Source organism: Rugamonas aquatica (assembly GCF_009380215.1).
Lineage (GTDB): Bacteria > Pseudomonadota > Gammaproteobacteria > Burkholderiales > Burkholderiaceae_D > Rugamonas > Rugamonas aquatica_B.
This window is the reverse complement of the sequence record NZ_WHUG01000002.1, coordinates 735,632-751,959: the sequence shown is the minus strand read 5'-3', so window position 1 is coordinate 751,959 and position 16,328 is coordinate 735,632. Positions and strand designations below refer to the sequence as shown.

Below are 16,328 nucleotides of genomic sequence, written 5' to 3'. Positions count from 1 at the left end.
AAGGGTGACCAGAATGCATATTTCTACAATTTAGTAAGTTAAAAATCAGTTGCGCATCAGGAGATCGTCGACACTGGCGCGCCACATGGCGCGCGCATTGACACGGCGCCCTTTGACGACGGCCGCCAATATGTCGCGCCCGGTGCGCATATAACAGGCGGGCAACCAGACGGGCATGAATTTCCGGTACAACTTGAAACGGGAGCGACACATGGTATAGACCGCAAAGGCGCTATCGCTATGTTCACCGGTTGCACTGCCGGCCTTGTGGTACAGGCGGGCGTCCAGCGCCACGGCGTTGCGGAATTCGGCATGCCCGCGCAGCGCCCAGTCGATTTCCTCATAATATAGGAAATAGCGCTCCTCCATTTCCCCCACGCGCTCGATGAAGGCGCGCGACACCAGCATCGAGGCGCCACTGACCCAGTCCAGCCGTTGTTCCGCCGCGGCGCGCACATCCGGCGTCAACTGCGCCGATTGCAGACCGAAGGCGTGCAGGCTCGAGCGAACACGGTAGCGGGAAAAAGTTCCGCCGCCCAAGGCTTGAACGCGATCCGAGTCGCTGTAAAAATAGTTAATCGATCCGGTGATGCCGGCGCGCGGCGCCGTTGTGGCGCGGTCGACCATATGGCCTAAACAATCGGGTTCAACAACCGTATCGTTGTTCAGCAACCATACATAAGCGCAGTCCGGATCGGTCAGCGCCAGTCGTATGCCAACGTTATTGCCTCCCGCGAAACCAAGGTTGCCCCCCGTTGGCACGAGCTGCAGCGCGGCGCTGTCCTTACCCAGCCGAGCCTGCGCGGCGGACTCCAGCAACCTGTAAGGCAGTGGCTTGGGCAGCGACGGCGTCGTCAGCCGGGCCAACGGCCCGGTGGGCGGGCTATATGCAACGTCGCCGCGCGCCCAGTCACAAATGGCCGCCAGCGACCCGTCAGATGAATCATTGTCGCAAAGGATGACACCAAAATTGGAATAGTCTTGACGAAACACGCTCTCCAGGCACTCGATCGAGTCCCGCCAGCCATTCCAATTGACCAGAACGATCCAGACTTTAGGGCGGATTTGCGCGCTCATGGCAGCGCCGCCGCTGGCGAACCGACAGCGCTCTTGACGACGTCCGCCGGTGGCGGCGTTTCACAAAGAACGATCACGGCAGCAATCAATACATAGGCCAGGGTAAAACCGGAAGAGATCGACAGCACCGTTTTACACCCGAGCAATATCACCAGGGAGACGGCGATAAACCCGGCGGCCAACCCTGCTTGGTCGGCACGCTGCATATACAGACGCAACCCAAGCCAAGCCCCGGCGGCAAAGATGAAAATAAAGGCCAACAGGCCCGGCACACCGGAATCGAGCGCGACACCAAGTAAATAGTTGTCGATATTGAAGCGTACGCCGTCGAAGAAGCCCAGTTTGACAGCCCCCATGCCATTACCATAGCCGAAGAACGGGCTAGCCTCCAACAACGGCACGCCGCGCGTCAACATCAGCACGCGCGACATTGTGCTGCTCGCTTCGCCGGCGCTGCGCCCCGCCACCAGCGACGACACCTCGTGCAGCGCGAAATACGCGGCCACCAACAAGACCGGCAACATAAACATCGCCATCACCAAAGTCAGACTGCTGCCATTGCGCCCGCCATTTTTTCCCCGAGGCAACAGCAACAAGCCCCCCACCATCAGCAGCGCCGCCAGCAGCACCGCGATGCCCACTCGGCTGCGCGAAAAAACGATGACGCCAAAGGCCAGCGGAATGAAGCCCGCGCAAGCCCATCGCCACAGGCCGGTCTTCCTGCTGAAGAACAGTACCGCGGCCAGCGGAATCGTCATGGCCATGAACTCGGCCAGCACCATCGGGTGTTCAAACGTGCCTTGGGCCCGATAACGTCCGTCGCGAAACTTTTCCCGGAGCATGTCGATCATCGTCGCCGAGTCTTCCGAACCGACTGAAATGAATTTGTCGAACAGCGTGTGCTTGACCAGCGATTCGTAGGACGCGAGCCCCCCTTGCAGGATGGCCGTCGCCAGCAACAGGGCCAACAAACGGAACACATCCTTCTCGTCGCGCAGCGTCGCCAGGGCCACAAAGAAAATGGCGTAGCAGGTAATCATCTCGGACGCCAGCGACAACACCTGAGGCACGGGTTGCGTACCGGTCGCGGAGCTGATGACACGCCAGGCAAGCAAGAACACCACGCAGAAAATCAGCCAGGGATGGGCTTTGCAGCGGCGCGAAAGCCGGGCAATCGGCACCGTGCTGGAAAACAGATTGATCCCGGCCACCCCCAACAACAGCAGCCACATTAATTTGGTCGGACTGACCGAAGGCAGCCCGCCGAACCGATACACAATGTACGTGGGCCAAATATTGATCAGGACTATCAAGCCCGCCAACAGCAAATTCTGAAAATTATCGGGGGCGGTGGCGCGTTTCGGCATCATCCACAGCAAGATCAATCCCATGACCGCAAACGGAACGAACAGCAAGCGTACCACTGTGCCAGGTGGCATCACCGCAGCCATCAGGCCGCTGAACAGGCATAACAACAACCCCATCAAGCCTAACAGGCCGATGACCAGATAGTTCGGCCGGGTCCGTAAAACAGTCTGCGCCCTCATTCTTCCACTCCTTTACTCATCGCATTGAGGTGCGCCGCATCGGCGCGCTTGTTACACCACCACCAGAATAGCATCTGGGCCAGCGGCACCCAAACCGCATACACCGCCAGACGGACGCCGATCGCGCCATCCACGCCGTAGCGTGGAATCACCCAGGAGCTGCTCAGCACCACGACCCCACTGACAACAATAGTTAATATAGTATTCATTTTCAACATGCCACGGCTGATCCATTGCGGCGTCATCAGCAGCGCCAGGCTGATACCCAACACCGTTGGCAACAAGGCCTGGAACATCTTCGCGCTGGGGGCAAAAGCGGGGCCGGCCACCAAGCCGATCGCAAACGGCGCCAGCAGATAAGCCAGCAATGCCACGACGGCAAGCGCCGCTAACACTTTTTTCGCCACACTGCGCTGGGTAGGCCAGAACTGGTCAGGATTGCTGCCCGCCAAGCCGCCATAGATCACCATCAGAGCGCTCTGCGGGACGATCAACAACAAGCCCACCATTTGCTGAGCCAACTGGTAGTAGCCCACATCTTGCTTTCCCAGATAATTATTAATCAACAAGATACTTACCTGGTCCAACAGGAAAGCGCTCACCGTGGTCAGGTGAATCAGCGTCCCGGACCGCAATAACGGCGTCACTTCCCGCTGCGCCCAACGCACCGAGCGTCCAGCCAGCTTCCACAACGGCCAGCCCACCATCAACGCCACCAGCAATTGACCCAGCAATTGCGAGGCCAGCGCGCCGTTGACGCCGAAGCGCCAATACACGACCAGCAGGAAAAATATCAGAAACCCCGCCGTGCGCCCGCCATACTGTGCTCGATTGAGCAGTTCGGTGCGGGCTGCGGCAGCGAGGATGTTGGAAGCGAATTGTTCCCAGGTCAGCAAGGGCACGCTGGCCATCGCCAACAACAGCAGCGTGCCATCCAAGCCCTTGAACAGCGAGCCGCCGGTGTACCAGTACAGGGCAGCAGCGCTCCCGAGGGCCACCACGGACAGCAACACCGTCAGCCCACCGAGGGTTCCCAGTTGCTCCCCCAGGTCCATCTTCTTTTCCGAACTCTGCAGACGATGCTGCAACGCTTGGCCAAGGCTCAGGTTGCTGAGTGTCGCGAACAGGGCGGCCCAAGCCATCGCCGCCGCGAATTCACCCCGCCCCGTCGGCCCCAGGATACGCGCCGAAACGAACAAGGTCGCCAGCGACAGCATCACGCCATATCCCCGCGCCACGCTCATGCCCAAAATGCGCCGCACCATGCTCATGTCCGCGCCCCCGACAAGTCAGCCACGTTGACGGCGGCGCTCGCCGTGGCGGCGAAGCGCCGTTCCACCAGATGCCAACTCAGCCAGGCGACCGGCAGCACCAGCATGGTCGCCTGCGCGCACAGCCACAGCGGCTGGGCAGCGAGCCCGCTGGCCACCAGGCACTGCTGGATGGGAAACGCAAACAGGTAAATACCATATGACAGATCGCCGACGGCATCGGTATTCAGCGCCGCGATCCAGCGCGGGTGGCGCGCCAACCACAAGGTGGCGTAGCTGATGAACAGGCAGGCGAACAAGGGGAACAAGGCCGACCCCAGCCACAGGCTCAGCGCGCAAACCAGCAACAGGACAGCAACCCAGTCGCCCCGCAAAGGCAGGCGCTGACGGGCTATCCGGTACATCGCCCCCAACAGGAAGTAGGGCACCAGCAACAAAGCGGCAGCCTGATTGCCCTGCAAAGTCAGGATCCAGGCAAGGCAGCACACGACGGCCACCGAAAGCAGCGGCAACATGATCTTGTCGGCCTGGCGCATCAACCTCAGCACCAGAATGCCGCCACCGGTCGCCAAATACAAGGCAAACTCGATCGGCAGCGTCCACAAGGAACCATTCACCGCCGTGCCATAGGGATTAGCGGTGAACACCCCGGGCAAATCAAATTGCAGATGCTTGAGCGTCAGGTTGCGGATCACATAGGTATAGGTGGCATCGGATGAAAAATAAGCTATCGGGCTCAGGCTGCTGTACCACGGCCCGATGAGGAAGGCACAGATCAGCACCACCAGGATCAGGGCCGGGAAGATGCGCCGCAACCGCGCCAGCAGGAAGCCGCCAAAATGCGGGCGGGCATATGCGCTGGCCGTGATCAGATAGCCGCTGATCGTGAAGAAGACGCCGACCGCGACCGTGCCCAAGGTCATGCGGCCGCCGCTCAGCCACATCAAAGGCTCGCTTGCGCCCTGCCCCAGCAGATGGTAACTATGCGAAAACAACACCAGCCATGCCGCGACCAGACGTATGAGATTGTAGTTGTTCGGCGGCCGGCTTAACAAAACAGCGGTCATGGCGACGATGCCGCCGACGCGAGCTCATCTTGCAAATACGCTTGTTCCTTGTCGAGCAGATCGCGCGCGCGTTCCCTGACCTTGCGCGCAGGCGCCCCCACATAAATGCCAAACGCGTCGCAATCGGCGCGCAGCAGGGACAGGGCGCCGATCGCGGCCCCCTCCCCCACCGTCACCCCGGGCAGCACCACGCTGCCGCTGCCGATGATCACGTGCCGGCCCAGCACGACCGGCGCACTGGTGATGTTCGAATAGGCGGCGGGGACAGTCGGCCCCGTCAGGCAGGCGCCGCTGTAGTCGTCATTGCTGGAATACACGGCCACGCGCGAAGACAGGCCGGCGAAGTCGCCCAGGCTGATCCGCCCTTTGCCGATCAGGCTGCAGAAGACGGCGATATGGACGTTGCGGCCGATCTCGATGCCGCCCCCCCCTGCCGACAGCACGCAGAAGTCGTCGATCCGCGAGTGATCGCCGATACGGATATTGGCCGGGTTGTGCAGGGAGGCCAGCCGGGAAATTCTCACCTGCTTGCCGACGTGCCCCAGACCCAGGGCGGCCACTTCCTCATCGCTCAAAAAAGACATGGCGACCTCCTTAACGGGCTTGCGCCCACGAGCGCATGATGCCGCAGATACGGTCGACATCGTCCAGCGGCAAGTCAGGGTAGATCGGCAGGCACAGCACGCGGTCGGCGACGCGGCGCGCCACCGGCAGGTTGTCGATGCGGGCCGACGGCAGGCCGCGGTACATCGGGAAATCGCTGATGAGCGGATAGAAATACCGGCGCGTCATGATGTTCTCGGTTTGCAGCGCCGTGTAGAGCGCATCGCGGCTCATCGGATACTCCGCCTCGACAAACACCGGGAAGTAGGAATTGTTCTGCAAACTCGGGTCGGCCACCTCGGGCACCGTGATGCCGGCGATGCCGGCAAGCTGGGTCCGATAGCGGCTGGCGATCACGGCGCGCTTGGCGAGGCTGGAGTCGACATGCTTGAGCTGCAGCAGGCCGAACGCCGCCTGCACTTCATTCATCTTGCCGTTGATGCCGGGCGCGACGACGGTGACCTCATCGGCGATGCCGAAGTTTTTCAGGTGATCGATGCGCTGCTTGGTCTTGGCGTCCGGACAAATGATGGCGCCGCCCTCGAAGGTATTGAAGACCTTGGTGGCGTGGAAACTCAGCACCGACAAATCGCCGAAATTGAGCACGCTGCCGCCGTTGTGCTTGACGCCGAACGCATGGGCCGCATCATAGATCACTTTCAATCCATAGACGTCGGCGATGCGCTGAATCTCTTCGACATTGCAGGGCGTTCCATAGACGTGCACCGGGAAGATGGCCGTGGTCTGAGGCGTGATGGCCGCTTCGATCTTCTTCGGATCGAGGTTGAACGTGTGCGGGTCGATATCGACAAACACCGGCTTGATGCCGTTCCACAGCAGCGAATGGGCGGTGGCGACGAACGAATACGGCGTCGTGATGACTTCGCCGGAAATGCGCAGCGCCTGCAGCGCCGTGACCAGCGCGATGGTGGCGTTGGTGAACAGGGCCAGGTGCTTGACGCCCAGGTATTCCGCCAGCTCATGCTCCAGCTGCTGGTGAAACGGGCCGCCATTGGTCAGCCACTTGCTCTGCCAGATCTTCTCCAGATAAGGCATGAATTCGTCCAGCGGCGGCATCGCCGGCTCGGTGACAAAGATTTTTTTCATTGGTGAAAACTCCGATAAAGGCCAACCAGTTCAAGCCTTCTGGTTGCGCTCACGATAATGTTTGAGTAGGCGCTCAGGCGCGCGCACCGTGCGCGCGCCAAGAAAACGGATCTTGCGAAAACGATTCCAGTCCCCCGGTTCATCGTAACGCCAGGCATTGATATCCCAGGGCACAGTCCTGAGCCAGCGGTGATAGAAGACCGACGAGGTCGAAACGTTGTTGACGGCGAAATGCGGCGCCTCGTTGACCTGCCAGTCGTCCGGCACCCGCTCGAAATCGAATGGATGCCAGATGATGTCGGCGCGGCTGGCCTTCATCAGCGCGACGAGCTTGCTGACGCGGTCCGGCGTGTGTTCATCGTCGTCGTCGAGGTGGGTGATGAATTGACCGCGCGCCAGCGACAGCGCATGGTTGACGGCGACCGTGCCGGCGACCATCCAGCGCTTCCTCGGTTCGGTCGGGTACTGCCCGCGTTCGGTCAGATTGACGAACTCGATGCGCGGGTCAGCCAGTGCGGCCACCCGTTCTGCGGTGTCGTCGGTGCAGCAATCGCCCACGACGACGATCTGCAGATTGCGATAGTCCTGCGCCAGCAGCGACTTCAGGCAGCGACTCGTGAGCAATTCGCCGCGGTTGTAAGTGGCGACACAGACGGTCACCAGCGGTTCCGGCAACTCATACGCGGCCTGGTAATCGCTACCACGGCGCGCAGCGCGGAAATCGGCGCGCGCGCGCCAACCGAGATCCCGTAACGACCGTATCGGTTCACGACAACGCGACCATACCTTCTTAGCCAACATAAACAAAACAATCTCCCTGCTTGCGCGTACGCGTGATGAAAAAAAACTGCGGCGCGCGGCGCCTGCCCGGCCAACGCGGCGGCGATGCGCCTAGCGCACCAGTCCCGCAAGGCGCAGCCGGTCGGTCGGCGTCAGCGCGTCGAGCAGCTGGTTGGCGAACTGCTGGTGCTTCACGAACGCATGCGGCGTATCGCGATCGATGGACGAGACCCGGAACAGCAAGCCGTCGGGAATATCGCCGGCCAGGCGGTAACTCATCTCGGCCAGCTTCTTGTCGATATTACCCATGGCGATCTTGTTGCCGACCGTGGTCCAGTAGGTCACCGGTTCGAAGCGGTCGCCGGACAAACTGGTTTCCAGGCGCTTGACCTGGATCGCTCCGTGCGTCGTGTCCAGCGTACCCCGTTGCTTGGACAATAACTCGAAGCCCTGGGCCGGGTAGCAGATTTCAGGATAGTGCACCTGCAGGCCGTCGCTCTGGTTGGCACCGTAGGCCACCGACAGCATGACGCGGTAGCCTTCCTTGTTGACGTAGGTGCGCGACAGCGTCTGCGTGTAGATTTCCTTGAGCGCGCGCTCGACGCTGGGGTTGACCACCGCCGACACCATGGCCTTTTCCTCGACCCACTCGCCAAAGCTGGCCGGCACGATGACCTCCAGCTTGGATGCCGAACGGGTGTCGGCCAGGTAGTGGGTCGGCACCATCAGCTTGGCGGTACCCGCCGTGCCCACCATCATCAGGCCGAGCAGCGCGCTCGTCAGTACAGCCTTATTCATGCCCTGCTCCCTTGCTTGCGCCACTACGCTTGCGGGCGACCAGCTGCAGCAGCGTATCGACCCCGATAATCAGCACCAGCGCGCTGATGAACAACACCATGCCGGCGAAACCGTGCAGGAATCCCTGGCCGGCGGCGTCGCCGAAATAATAGGTGATCAGCGTCAGCGTGCAAACCCGGATCACATTGGCGGTAAACGAAATCGGGATGATCAGCAGCGCCAGGCTGATATTGCGGAACGCCGAGGTGTGGCGCACGACGTTCAGGTAGAACAGGCCCAGCGACTCCAGCGTGAGCAGCGTCTGCAGGCCGGCGCAGGCGTCGGCCACCAGCAGCTGATATTGGCCGATCTGCAGGATCACGCCGGTACGGGCGATCGGGAAGCCGGCCCAGAACAGCACGTGCTCGGTCACGAAGGAGACCGCAGTCTTCATCGGCAAGGTCAAGGCGCTGACCACCGTGCCCGGCAGCGGGATCATGAACAGCATGAAGAAGAAGGGGAACCACAGCAGCCGCATGCCGGCGCTGCCGCGCTTGAACAGCACCAGCGCGGCCAGCACCATGATCAGGGAGCTGATGTCGAAGGAAATGATCTGCTGGGTTCGGCCCAGCACGTACAGGATCATGGCCAGCAAGAACAGGCACCAGCCGGCCACCACCGCTCCGCCGCGCGGCCCCGGCAACGCCACCAGCTGATCCCAGCTGCGCACCACCAGCCACAGCGACAGGCCCAGGATGATCGGGCCGTGCGCCTGCTCCTCGGTGCTCCAGACGCCGAGGAACAGGTCATAGAACATCGGCAGGAACAGCGCCAGCATGCCAAGCAGCAAAGGCCAGCTTTCAGCCGACAGGGCCAGCTGATACGGCGTGCGGCGCGATGGCAAGGGCTTAACCATACCTTCCATCAAAACTCCACCATCACCGAGCCCACTACTTCGGTACCGCTCTGCTTCAACTGCTGGCTGATGGCGTGGAGGTCGGACAGCATCGTGTGGTTGCGGCGCGTCAGCAGCAGCACGCCGCCGGCGCGCGCGGCCACCGCCATCGCATCCGAACCCGAGGCCGACGCCGGCACATCGTACAGCACCACGTCGTAGTGCGCGGCCAGTTGCGCGTTGAGATCGGTGAAGGCGTTACGGCTGAGCAGTTCCTGCGGATTCGGCGGCAGCGTGCCGGCGGCCAGCACCGACAGGTCGACGAAGGCGTCGACCTTGCTGACGATGCTGGCGTCGGCGCGGCCGGCCAGCACGTCGGACAAGCCCTGGCGGGCTTTCAGGTCGAAGATCTCGTGCTGGCTGGGCTTGCGCAAATTGGCGTCCACCAGCAGCGTGTGCTCGCCCAGCTGGGAAAACACCACCGCCAGGTTGGCCGCGAACAGGCTGGCGCCGTCGCCGGCGTCCACGCCCAGCACCACCAGCGACTTGCGGCCGCGGGCGAACCAGCGCAGCATCAGCTGGCTGCGCACGGCGCGCAGCGCCTCCACTTGCGGGCTGAACGGCTGGTACGCGGCCAGCAGACGCGGCGAGTAATTGCCCTGGCCGACCTGCAAATACGGATAGTCGAACTGGCGGGCCAGCACTTGCTGGATATCGGCCTCGGTCACCAGGCCGAGGCGCTGGGCCGCCTCGCCGAAGCGTATGCCCAGTTCCTTTTGCATGCGCAGCACGCGTTCGGCGCTTTCCGGCGTGATCTTGCCCGATTCCAGCAGCAGGCCGCCGATGCTCGAATCCGCGCGTGCGGGGGTGGGAACGGCGGAATTGGCGAGCGCGGCTTGGTTCATACTAGTATCCATATCTTAATTGGCGCGTAAGCGGCGCAGGGAAAGAGTGTTCATGAAGCTGGTGCGGCGCTGCGGACCGGCGCTGGTGGCGCTCCAGTTGACCACGCCCAGCACCGGAATCTGCATCACGTCCAGCACATCGCTCTCGGAGCGCACGCGGCGGTTCAGCATCTCGGCCAGCACGCTGAAGCCCAGGCCCAGCATGGTGCCCAGCACCAGCGCCAGCGCCGTGTTCAGCAGCACCTTGGGACCGGACGGCTTGATCGGCGCCACGGCAGGATTGAGCACCGAGATGTCGGACTGGTCGGACTGACCCTCGATCTTGGTCTGGGCGAAGCGCTGCGAGGCCACATCGAAGGCGCGCTGGGCGCTTTCAACGTCCTTGCTCAGCACGTTCATCTCGTCGCGGGTGCGGTTCAGTTCCAGCACCTTGTTCTTTTGCTCCAGCAAGGCGGCACGCACCGCGCTCTCGCGCTGCTGCAGGATGTGGGCATTATTGCCGACGCTGTTGGAGGTGACGGCCATCTGCGCCTGCAAATCGCTGCGCAGCTTGTCCACTTCGGCCTTGGCGCTCTGGTATTGCGGGTGGTTAGGGCTCAGGCGCTGCGCCGCTTCGGCCAGCTTCGATTCGGCGTTACCCAGGTTGATCTTCAAGTTCTGGATCAGCGGGTTCGAGGCCACGTCCGGCGATTCCGCGCTGCTGCCGCCTTGCGCCATGCGCTGGCGCGACGCCGCTTCCATCAACTGCCCCTGGGCGCCCACCAGCTGCGCCGACAGGTCGTTGAGGCGGTTCGATTCGACGTCCAGACGGTTGTCGACGCTGACGATGCCATGCTCCTGCTGATATTTCGACAGGCGGCTTTGTGCAACCTCGACGTTGTCGCGCAGCAGCTTGGTCTGTTCATTGAAATAGGCCGAAGCCTTTTTCATCGGCTCGACCTTGAGCTGGATATTGATTTTCTGGTATTCGTCGGCGAAGGCGTTGGCCACGGCCGCCACGAAATCCGGGTCGCTGCCCTTGAAGTTGATGTCGACCACGCTGCTCTCGCGCGCCGGCACGATGTCGAGCTTGGACAACAGCAGTTCGGCCAGCCAGTCGCGCACCGTGCCTTTGCCGTCGGTCGCTTCGCGGAACTGTTCCACCACCGCCGGGCTTTCGGCCAGGCGCAGCCGGTCCACCACATGCAGCGCGACGTTCTTGCTGGTGATGATGTCGACCTGGGTCGCCATATAACCTGGCAGCAGTTGTCCCGGCATGGTCAGTCCGGTCACCGGATCGACGCCCTTATAATTGAGCAGCAGCGAACTGGTGGCCTTGTAGGTTTTGGGCAGCAGCAGGCTGACCACCAGCGTGACGCTGACCGTCAGCAGGATCGTGATGAGGAAGATCCAGCGGCGGGCGCGCAGTATTAATAGGAACTGTGAAAAACTCATGGCGGGACTCTCAGAACATTATTTGAAGAAATCACGGCGGGCGCCGGCCGGCGCCCGTCGCAACATCAGAACCAGCTTTCCTTGACGAAGACGACGTCGTCCGTCTGCAGCAAATCGTCATGCTTGGCGGTCAGCACCTGCAGCTTGCCGCTGGCGTCGCGACGCTTGATCAGCATGCTGCGCTCGGTGCCGCGCGGGGTCAGGCCGCCGCCCATCGCCAGTGCCTGCAGCACGGTCATGCCGCGTTCCAGGCGGAAGGTGCCTGGACGCTGCACTTCGCCGTAGATGTAGAAGCGCTGCGCGCGCTCGACGTAGATGACGTCGTTCGGCATCAATTCCAGATCGCGGTTCAGATCGCCATTGCGCACCATTTCGACGATATCGATGGTTTCCTTGACGGTGGTGCCGTCGCGCTTGCGGATCAGGCTGATCGTGTCGCTGCCTTCAGGCCCCATGCCGCCGGCCTGGGCCAGCAGGTCCATGACGCTGCGCTTGCCTTCCAGCGGATAGCGGCCCGGGCGGTTAACCTGGCCCAGCACCGACACCTGCTGGCTTTGCAGCGCGGTGACCAGGATGTTGACCTGGGCCTTGCGCAGGAAACCGCCGCTTTCCAGCAGTCCGCCCAGCTTGCGCTCAGCCGCCGGCACCGACAGGCCGCTGACCGGGACCGAACCCAGCAGCGGGAAGGTGATCGTGCCGGCTTCGCTGACGCGCGTCTCGACGCCCAGATCGGGGCTGCCGTAGACGGAAATCCGCAGCACGTCGCCCGGCCCCAGGTTGACATCCGCGGCAAACGGCGTTGCCATTACCAAGCCCAGCAGCGCTGCGGCCATCCATTTCGCCAGTCGTTTCATGATTTGCCCAACCCCATGTCAAAGTTACTATTCTTAAAAAAAGCGTGTGCCATTACTTCAGACCCGCGACGCCGCGCTCGTTGGCTGCGGCGGCCGCTTCGGCCGGCTTGGCGCTGGCCTCGGGTGCGGCGGCGGCCGGTGCGGCGGCCTTGGCATCCGGCGCGCCCGGCGCCACATCCTTGTTCAGGTAATCGATCTTGGCGGCGGCGCGCAGGCGCTTGAGTTCGGCGTCAGCCGCGTCCTTGTTCTTTTTATTGAACAGGAACTGCTCGATCTGTGCGCCCGCCGCGTCCAGCGCGACCGGGCTGTCCTTGATCTCGGCGATCGAGATCAGCAAGCTGCGCTCGCCTTCGCGGATGATGAACAACTGCCCCTTCGGCATGGCCAGCAGCTTGCTGCTCAGTTCAGGCGGCAGGTCGGCGCTGGTGCGTACCAGCTGGGTGCGCGCAAACTTGACCTGGTGGGTTTCCAGCCATGCGGCCACTTCTTCCAGCGACTTGGCGCCATCCATGGCGGCCTTCAACGGATCGTTCATGTCGCGGCTGGCGATGACCAGCTCGCGCATGTCGAACTGCTTGCGCTTGGCAAAGAATTCCGGATGCTGATTGTAATACTCTTCGACTTCGGGCTTGGTCGGGCGGGCCACGGTGCCGATGCGTTTCTGCAGATAGGCCTGGGCCACGATCAGCGACTTGGCGCGTTCGATCGCCTGCACCACTTTCGGGTCGCGGTCGGTTTTTTCCTTGTTAGCCTCGTTTTGCAGCAGCTGGCGGTCGATCAGCGATTCCAGCAACTGCTTGCGCGCCGCTTCCTGCTGGGCCGGCTGGACGCCGGAACGCTGCATTTCTTCATTCAGCTGCAGCACGGTGATTTCCTCGCCGTTGACGCTGGCGAGCGCCTGGCCCGGCTTCTTCGCCTTGTCGCCGCAGGCGGACAGTCCCAACGCCGCCAGCAGGACCAGACTGGAACAGACCACCCGCTGAGCGGCAATTTTCTTGTTGATTTTCATCAAGTCTGCGATATCAAATTGGTTCAAAATGGATTCCTCGAAAGTCAATCGTGGGCAGGTTAAACACGGCCTGCCTGAAGCGCCCGCTGCCATCGCCCAGCGCAAGCGATCGCCGGCATTTTTCCGCCTGGTCCGCCTTGCCGCGTATCGCGCTCGGTTCAGACTAGACTTCACCGCCAGAGTATGCAACCCCACCCCTGCAATTGTCAATATTGTAAATATTGTAAATGGGGCAATATTCATAACTCCCGATGCAAGTAAAACTTTGCAAAAAAATCCACGATCTGGATTCTAGAGCAACTTTCCAGATTCGTCACGAACTAAACGAATCGTGCGCGCCCGTGACAGCCTCAGTGCGCGTTGTCCCGCTTCAGCACCACCTTGACGGTGCGCAGAATAATCCACAGGTCCAGCCACAGCGACCAGCTGCGCAGGTAGTCCAGATCGTAGCGGATGCGCGCTTCCATCTTGTCGAGCGTCTCGGTTTCGCCACGCAAGCCATTGACCTGGGCCCAGCCGGTGATGCCGGGCTTAACCTTGTGGCGCAGCATATAACCCTTGATCAGCTTGCGGTATTGCTCATTATGCGCCACCGCGTGCGGCCGCGGCCCGACGATGCTCATGCGGCCCTGCAGCACATTGATGAACTGCGGCAGCTCATCGAGCGAGCTGCGGCGCAGGAAGGCGCCGACCCGGGTGACGCGCTGGTCGTTCTTGGTGGCTTGCACCACCGTGGCGCCGTCTTCGGCCACCGTCATCGAGCGGAATTTGTAGACGATGATTTCCTCGCCATACAGGCCATAGCGGCGCTGGCGGAAGATCACCGGTCCCGGCGACGTGAATTTCACCGCCAGCGCGATGGCCAGCATGATGGGCATCAGGCCGATCTGGATCACCAGGCCCAGCAGGATGTCGCTGGCGCGCTTGATCATGCTGTTAAATCCGGTGAACGGCGTCTCGCAGATGGCGATGACGGGCATGCCGCCGACGTTGTCGAAGCGCGCCTGCATCAGGTCGAACACATAGATATCGGGCAGGAAATACACCGAGGCGGTGGTGTCCTGCAACTCGTCGAGCAGCTTGCGGATCCGCGGCTGGGCCGAGATCGGCTGGCTGATGAAGATCATCTTGATATGGTGTTCGCGCACATGGCTGGCGATGTCGCTCATATTGCCCAGCATCGGATGCTGCATCTGGGCCGGCCAGCGGTCTTCGGTGCGGTCGTCGAAGAAGCCGTGCATGTTCATGAACAGGTTGGGATGGCGCTCGATGGCGCGGGCGAACTTGAGGCCGACGTCATTGGCGCCGACGATGATGACCGAACGCACTTCGTTGGGGTTGGCCGGATCCGAACCGAGCTTGCGTGCCGCCAGATGGCTGACCAGCAGCAGGAAAGGCGTGGCGACAAACCACGTCAGCACCACCACATGGTTGAAATGCAGCGCCAGGCCGCTGACCGAGCCGATGAACACCAGGATGCCGGCCGTCAGCGCCCAGCCCACGATGATGTCGCGCGAGTAGGCCAGCATGCGGCCGCTGCGCCAGGTGCGGTAAGGATCGACGTGCTGGTACACCGACGATGAAATGAAGAAGGCCAGCACCATCAACACCAGTGCATAGCCGCTGAATGGTTCGGCGTAGATCATCGAACACAGGTACAGAGCCCCCATGATGATCAGGGGGTCGAGTACGCGTTGAAAGAAGGAAATCAAGGGAATATCGTTAACCGTCATGTCATTTCTTAAAACTGAGCGGTCGCGGTCAGCGACATGCCATTTGCTTTATAAGTACCGCTGCCAAGGAACGGACTGCCACTGCGCTTTTCCGTGAAGACGTTAACGCCGAATTGCATCACACTCGCCGGGTTATAGGTCAGCCCCACCGACGCGCTACGGATGGTATCCGTCAGGTCGATCGGCAAGGCGATGCCGCTGGCCGCGCTGAAGTCGCGCTTGTCGCTCCGCAGTGCGCCGTTGACGGCGATCTTGGCGGTGGTGTTCCAGACCGCGTTCAGGCTGGCACCTTTGTTCAGGCTGCTGCTGACGATGGAGCTTTCCACCGCCGAGAACTCGCGCCAGGTCGCCGCCGTGAAGCGCAGCTTGCCGGTCGGATTCCAGCTGGCCGTGACGCGGCCATCCACGCCGCTGGTGTCGCGCACGGTATAGAAATTATGCTCGCGCCGGGCGCGGCCGGCCAGCAGCTGGACCTGGGTCGTGCTACCAAGGAACCAGTAGATATTGAGCTTGAGTTCCTTCTGCTTGTAGCCCTCGTCGATCGCAACGCTGCCGAAACTGCGCTGGTTCGGATAGCGTCCGCGCAGTTCGCGGCTGACCAGACCGATCCGGCTGCCGCTGCTGGCCAGATAGTCGAAGCCGACCTCGGCGAGGTCTTCGGTACGGTCGTTGAGGCGCTGCGCCAGCAAGTCGTAGGTGAACTTGTCGCGGATGAAGCCGGCGCGCACCTGCCAGCTCGGCAGGAAACGCCAGGCGCCGTCCACATATTCATGGCGCTGGACGCGCAGATTGCGTTCGCTGCTATGGAAGTCGGTGAATGGCGTCAGCGTCTGCGCATAACTGCCGCCGACGTGGCCGTCGAAGTGCTCCAACAGATGCCATTGCAGCGCCGCGCTGAAATCCTGGCCGTTATAGTTGAGCTGATCGTAATGGCTGAAAGTGACGCGCGACACCTTGGCCTGGGCGGTCAGCACCTGGCGCCCGATCGGCCGCTCCAGCTGCACGCCGGCCACCGCCTGGCGCAGATTGTCGTCGCGCTGCTGCCCGGGGCTCAACGCCGCGTCGTCCGGCAGGCGCAGCAGGTTATCCTCGTGGGTGTACGTCACCGAGGCGAACGGATGTATCGTGTCGCTCAGCGCGGCGCTGGCGGTCGCGCAAAACAGGCTGCCGATCAGCATGGCCAGGCCATGCGCCCGGCGCTGGCGCGGCGCCATGGCGGCCAGCGTCAGCCGGGAAGGGAAAAGATGTTTTCTAGAGGAACTCAACATT

General features: G+C 62.0%; 15 protein-coding genes. All 15 read right to left on the bottom strand.

Annotation, left to right across the window (positions count from 1 at the left end; all coding sequences use genetic code 11):
* Positions 1 to 45 precede the first annotated feature (45 nt).
* The 15 genes from GEV02_RS07615 to epsL all read right to left on the bottom strand — a co-directional run bounded on the left by GEV02_RS07615 (position 46) and on the right by epsL (position 16,327).
* Positions 46 to 1,077, bottom strand: a complete 1,032-nt coding sequence (locus tag GEV02_RS07615) for a glycosyltransferase family 2 protein (RefSeq protein WP_152837438.1) — start codon at positions 1,075 to 1,077, stop codon at positions 46 to 48.
* Positions 1,074 to 2,624: an O-antigen ligase family protein gene (locus tag GEV02_RS07610; RefSeq protein ID WP_235922690.1), complete on the bottom strand. Its 1,551-nt coding sequence runs from the start codon at positions 2,622 to 2,624 to the stop codon at positions 1,074 to 1,076. The genes GEV02_RS07615 and GEV02_RS07610 overlap by 4 nt, the downstream gene beginning before the upstream one ends.
* Positions 2,621 to 3,895, bottom strand: coding sequence for a lipopolysaccharide biosynthesis protein (locus GEV02_RS07605; protein WP_152837437.1), 1,275 nt, complete (start codon positions 3,893 to 3,895; stop codon positions 2,621 to 2,623). The genes GEV02_RS07610 and GEV02_RS07605 overlap by 4 nt, the downstream gene beginning before the upstream one ends.
* Positions 3,892 to 4,962, bottom strand: coding sequence for an acyltransferase family protein (locus GEV02_RS07600; protein ID WP_152837436.1), 1,071 nt, complete (start codon positions 4,960 to 4,962; stop codon positions 3,892 to 3,894). The genes GEV02_RS07605 and GEV02_RS07600 overlap by 4 nt, the downstream gene beginning before the upstream one ends.
* A complete protein-coding gene (locus GEV02_RS07595; RefSeq protein ID WP_152837435.1) occupies positions 4,959 to 5,546 on the bottom strand; it encodes an acyltransferase in 588 nt (195 codons plus the stop codon). The genes GEV02_RS07600 and GEV02_RS07595 overlap by 4 nt, the downstream gene beginning before the upstream one ends.
* Positions 5,547 to 5,556: 10 nt before the next feature.
* Complete coding sequence (locus tag GEV02_RS07590) at positions 5,557 to 6,672, bottom strand: DegT/DnrJ/EryC1/StrS family aminotransferase (RefSeq protein ID WP_152837434.1); 1,116 nt, start codon at positions 6,670 to 6,672, stop codon at positions 5,557 to 5,559.
* A gap of 30 nt (positions 6,673 to 6,702) precedes the next feature.
* Positions 6,703 to 7,473, bottom strand: coding sequence for a glycosyltransferase family 2 protein (locus GEV02_RS07585; RefSeq protein ID WP_152837433.1), 771 nt, complete (start codon positions 7,471 to 7,473; stop codon positions 6,703 to 6,705).
* A 90-nt stretch (positions 7,474 to 7,563) separates the two neighbouring features.
* Positions 7,564 to 8,250, bottom strand: a complete 687-nt coding sequence (epsI, locus tag GEV02_RS07580) for an exosortase-associated protein EpsI, B-type (RefSeq protein ID WP_152837432.1) — start codon at positions 8,248 to 8,250, stop codon at positions 7,564 to 7,566.
* A complete protein-coding gene (gene xrtB / locus GEV02_RS07575; RefSeq protein WP_152837431.1) occupies positions 8,243 to 9,154 on the bottom strand; it encodes an exosortase B in 912 nt (303 codons plus the stop codon). The genes epsI and xrtB overlap by 8 nt, the downstream gene beginning before the upstream one ends.
* The gene (gene epsG, locus GEV02_RS07570) at positions 9,154 to 10,029 is read right to left on the bottom strand and encodes a chain length determinant protein tyrosine kinase EpsG (protein ID WP_152837430.1); all 876 of its coding nucleotides are present in this window, start codon (positions 10,027 to 10,029) and stop codon (positions 9,154 to 9,156) included. The genes xrtB and epsG overlap by 1 nt, the downstream gene beginning before the upstream one ends.
* Positions 10,030 to 10,044: 15 nt before the next feature.
* A complete protein-coding gene (gene epsF, locus GEV02_RS07565) occupies positions 10,045 to 11,463 on the bottom strand; it encodes a chain length determinant protein EpsF (RefSeq protein ID WP_152837429.1) in 1,419 nt (472 codons plus the stop codon).
* 65 nt (positions 11,464 to 11,528) lie between these two features.
* Positions 11,529 to 12,317 (bottom strand): polysaccharide export protein EpsE, encoded by a 789-nt coding sequence (gene epsE, locus GEV02_RS07560; protein ID WP_174999007.1) that lies wholly within the window; start codon positions 12,315 to 12,317, stop codon positions 11,529 to 11,531.
* Positions 12,318 to 12,369: 52 nt separating this feature from the next.
* Positions 12,370 to 13,353 (bottom strand): EpsD family peptidyl-prolyl cis-trans isomerase, encoded by a 984-nt coding sequence (locus tag GEV02_RS07555; RefSeq protein ID WP_235922689.1) that lies wholly within the window; start codon positions 13,351 to 13,353, stop codon positions 12,370 to 12,372.
* A gap of 323 nt (positions 13,354 to 13,676) precedes the next feature.
* Positions 13,677 to 15,059 (bottom strand): undecaprenyl-phosphate glucose phosphotransferase, encoded by a 1,383-nt coding sequence (locus GEV02_RS07550; RefSeq protein WP_152837428.1) that lies wholly within the window; start codon positions 15,057 to 15,059, stop codon positions 13,677 to 13,679.
* A gap of 8 nt (positions 15,060 to 15,067) precedes the next feature.
* Entirely contained in the window at positions 15,068 to 16,327 is a 1,260-nt protein-coding gene (gene epsL, locus GEV02_RS07545; protein ID WP_235922688.1) for an XrtB/PEP-CTERM-associated polysaccharide biosynthesis outer membrane protein EpsL, read from the bottom strand.
* Position 16,328 lies beyond the last annotated feature (1 nt).

Bases quoted from the DNA above. Each gene is read 5' to 3' on its own strand.
- epsL (WP_235922688.1), bottom strand. From the start codon at position 16,327: ATGTTGAGTTCCTCTAGAAAACATCTTTTCCCTTCCCGGCTGACGCTG.
- GEV02_RS07585 (WP_152837433.1), bottom strand. From the start codon at position 7,473: ATGTTGGCTAAGAAGGTATGGTCGCGTTGTCGTGAACCGATACGGTCG.
- GEV02_RS07595 (WP_152837435.1), bottom strand. From the start codon at position 5,546: ATGTCTTTTTTGAGCGATGAGGAAGTGGCCGCCCTGGGTCTGGGGCAC.
- epsE (WP_174999007.1), bottom strand. From the start codon at position 12,317: ATGAAACGACTGGCGAAATGGATGGCCGCAGCGCTGCTGGGCTTGGTA.
- xrtB (WP_152837431.1), bottom strand. From the start codon at position 9,154: ATGGAAGGTATGGTTAAGCCCTTGCCATCGCGCCGCACGCCGTATCAG.
- GEV02_RS07605 (WP_152837437.1), bottom strand. From the start codon at position 3,895: ATGAGCATGGTGCGGCGCATTTTGGGCATGAGCGTGGCGCGGGGATAT.
- GEV02_RS07600 (WP_152837436.1), bottom strand. From the start codon at position 4,962: ATGACCGCTGTTTTGTTAAGCCGGCCGCCGAACAACTACAATCTCATA.
- GEV02_RS07550 (WP_152837428.1), bottom strand. From the start codon at position 15,059: ATGACGGTTAACGATATTCCCTTGATTTCCTTCTTTCAACGCGTACTC.
- epsG (WP_152837430.1), bottom strand. From the start codon at position 10,029: ATGAACCAAGCCGCGCTCGCCAATTCCGCCGTTCCCACCCCCGCACGC.
- GEV02_RS07610 (WP_235922690.1), bottom strand. From the start codon at position 2,624: ATGAGGGCGCAGACTGTTTTACGGACCCGGCCGAACTATCTGGTCATC.
- GEV02_RS07615 (WP_152837438.1), bottom strand. From the start codon at position 1,077: ATGAGCGCGCAAATCCGCCCTAAAGTCTGGATCGTTCTGGTCAATTGG.
- epsF (WP_152837429.1), bottom strand. From the start codon at position 11,463: ATGAGTTTTTCACAGTTCCTATTAATACTGCGCGCCCGCCGCTGGATC.
- GEV02_RS07590 (WP_152837434.1), bottom strand. From the start codon at position 6,672: ATGAAAAAAATCTTTGTCACCGAGCCGGCGATGCCGCCGCTGGACGAA.
- epsI (WP_152837432.1), bottom strand. From the start codon at position 8,250: ATGAATAAGGCTGTACTGACGAGCGCGCTGCTCGGCCTGATGATGGTG.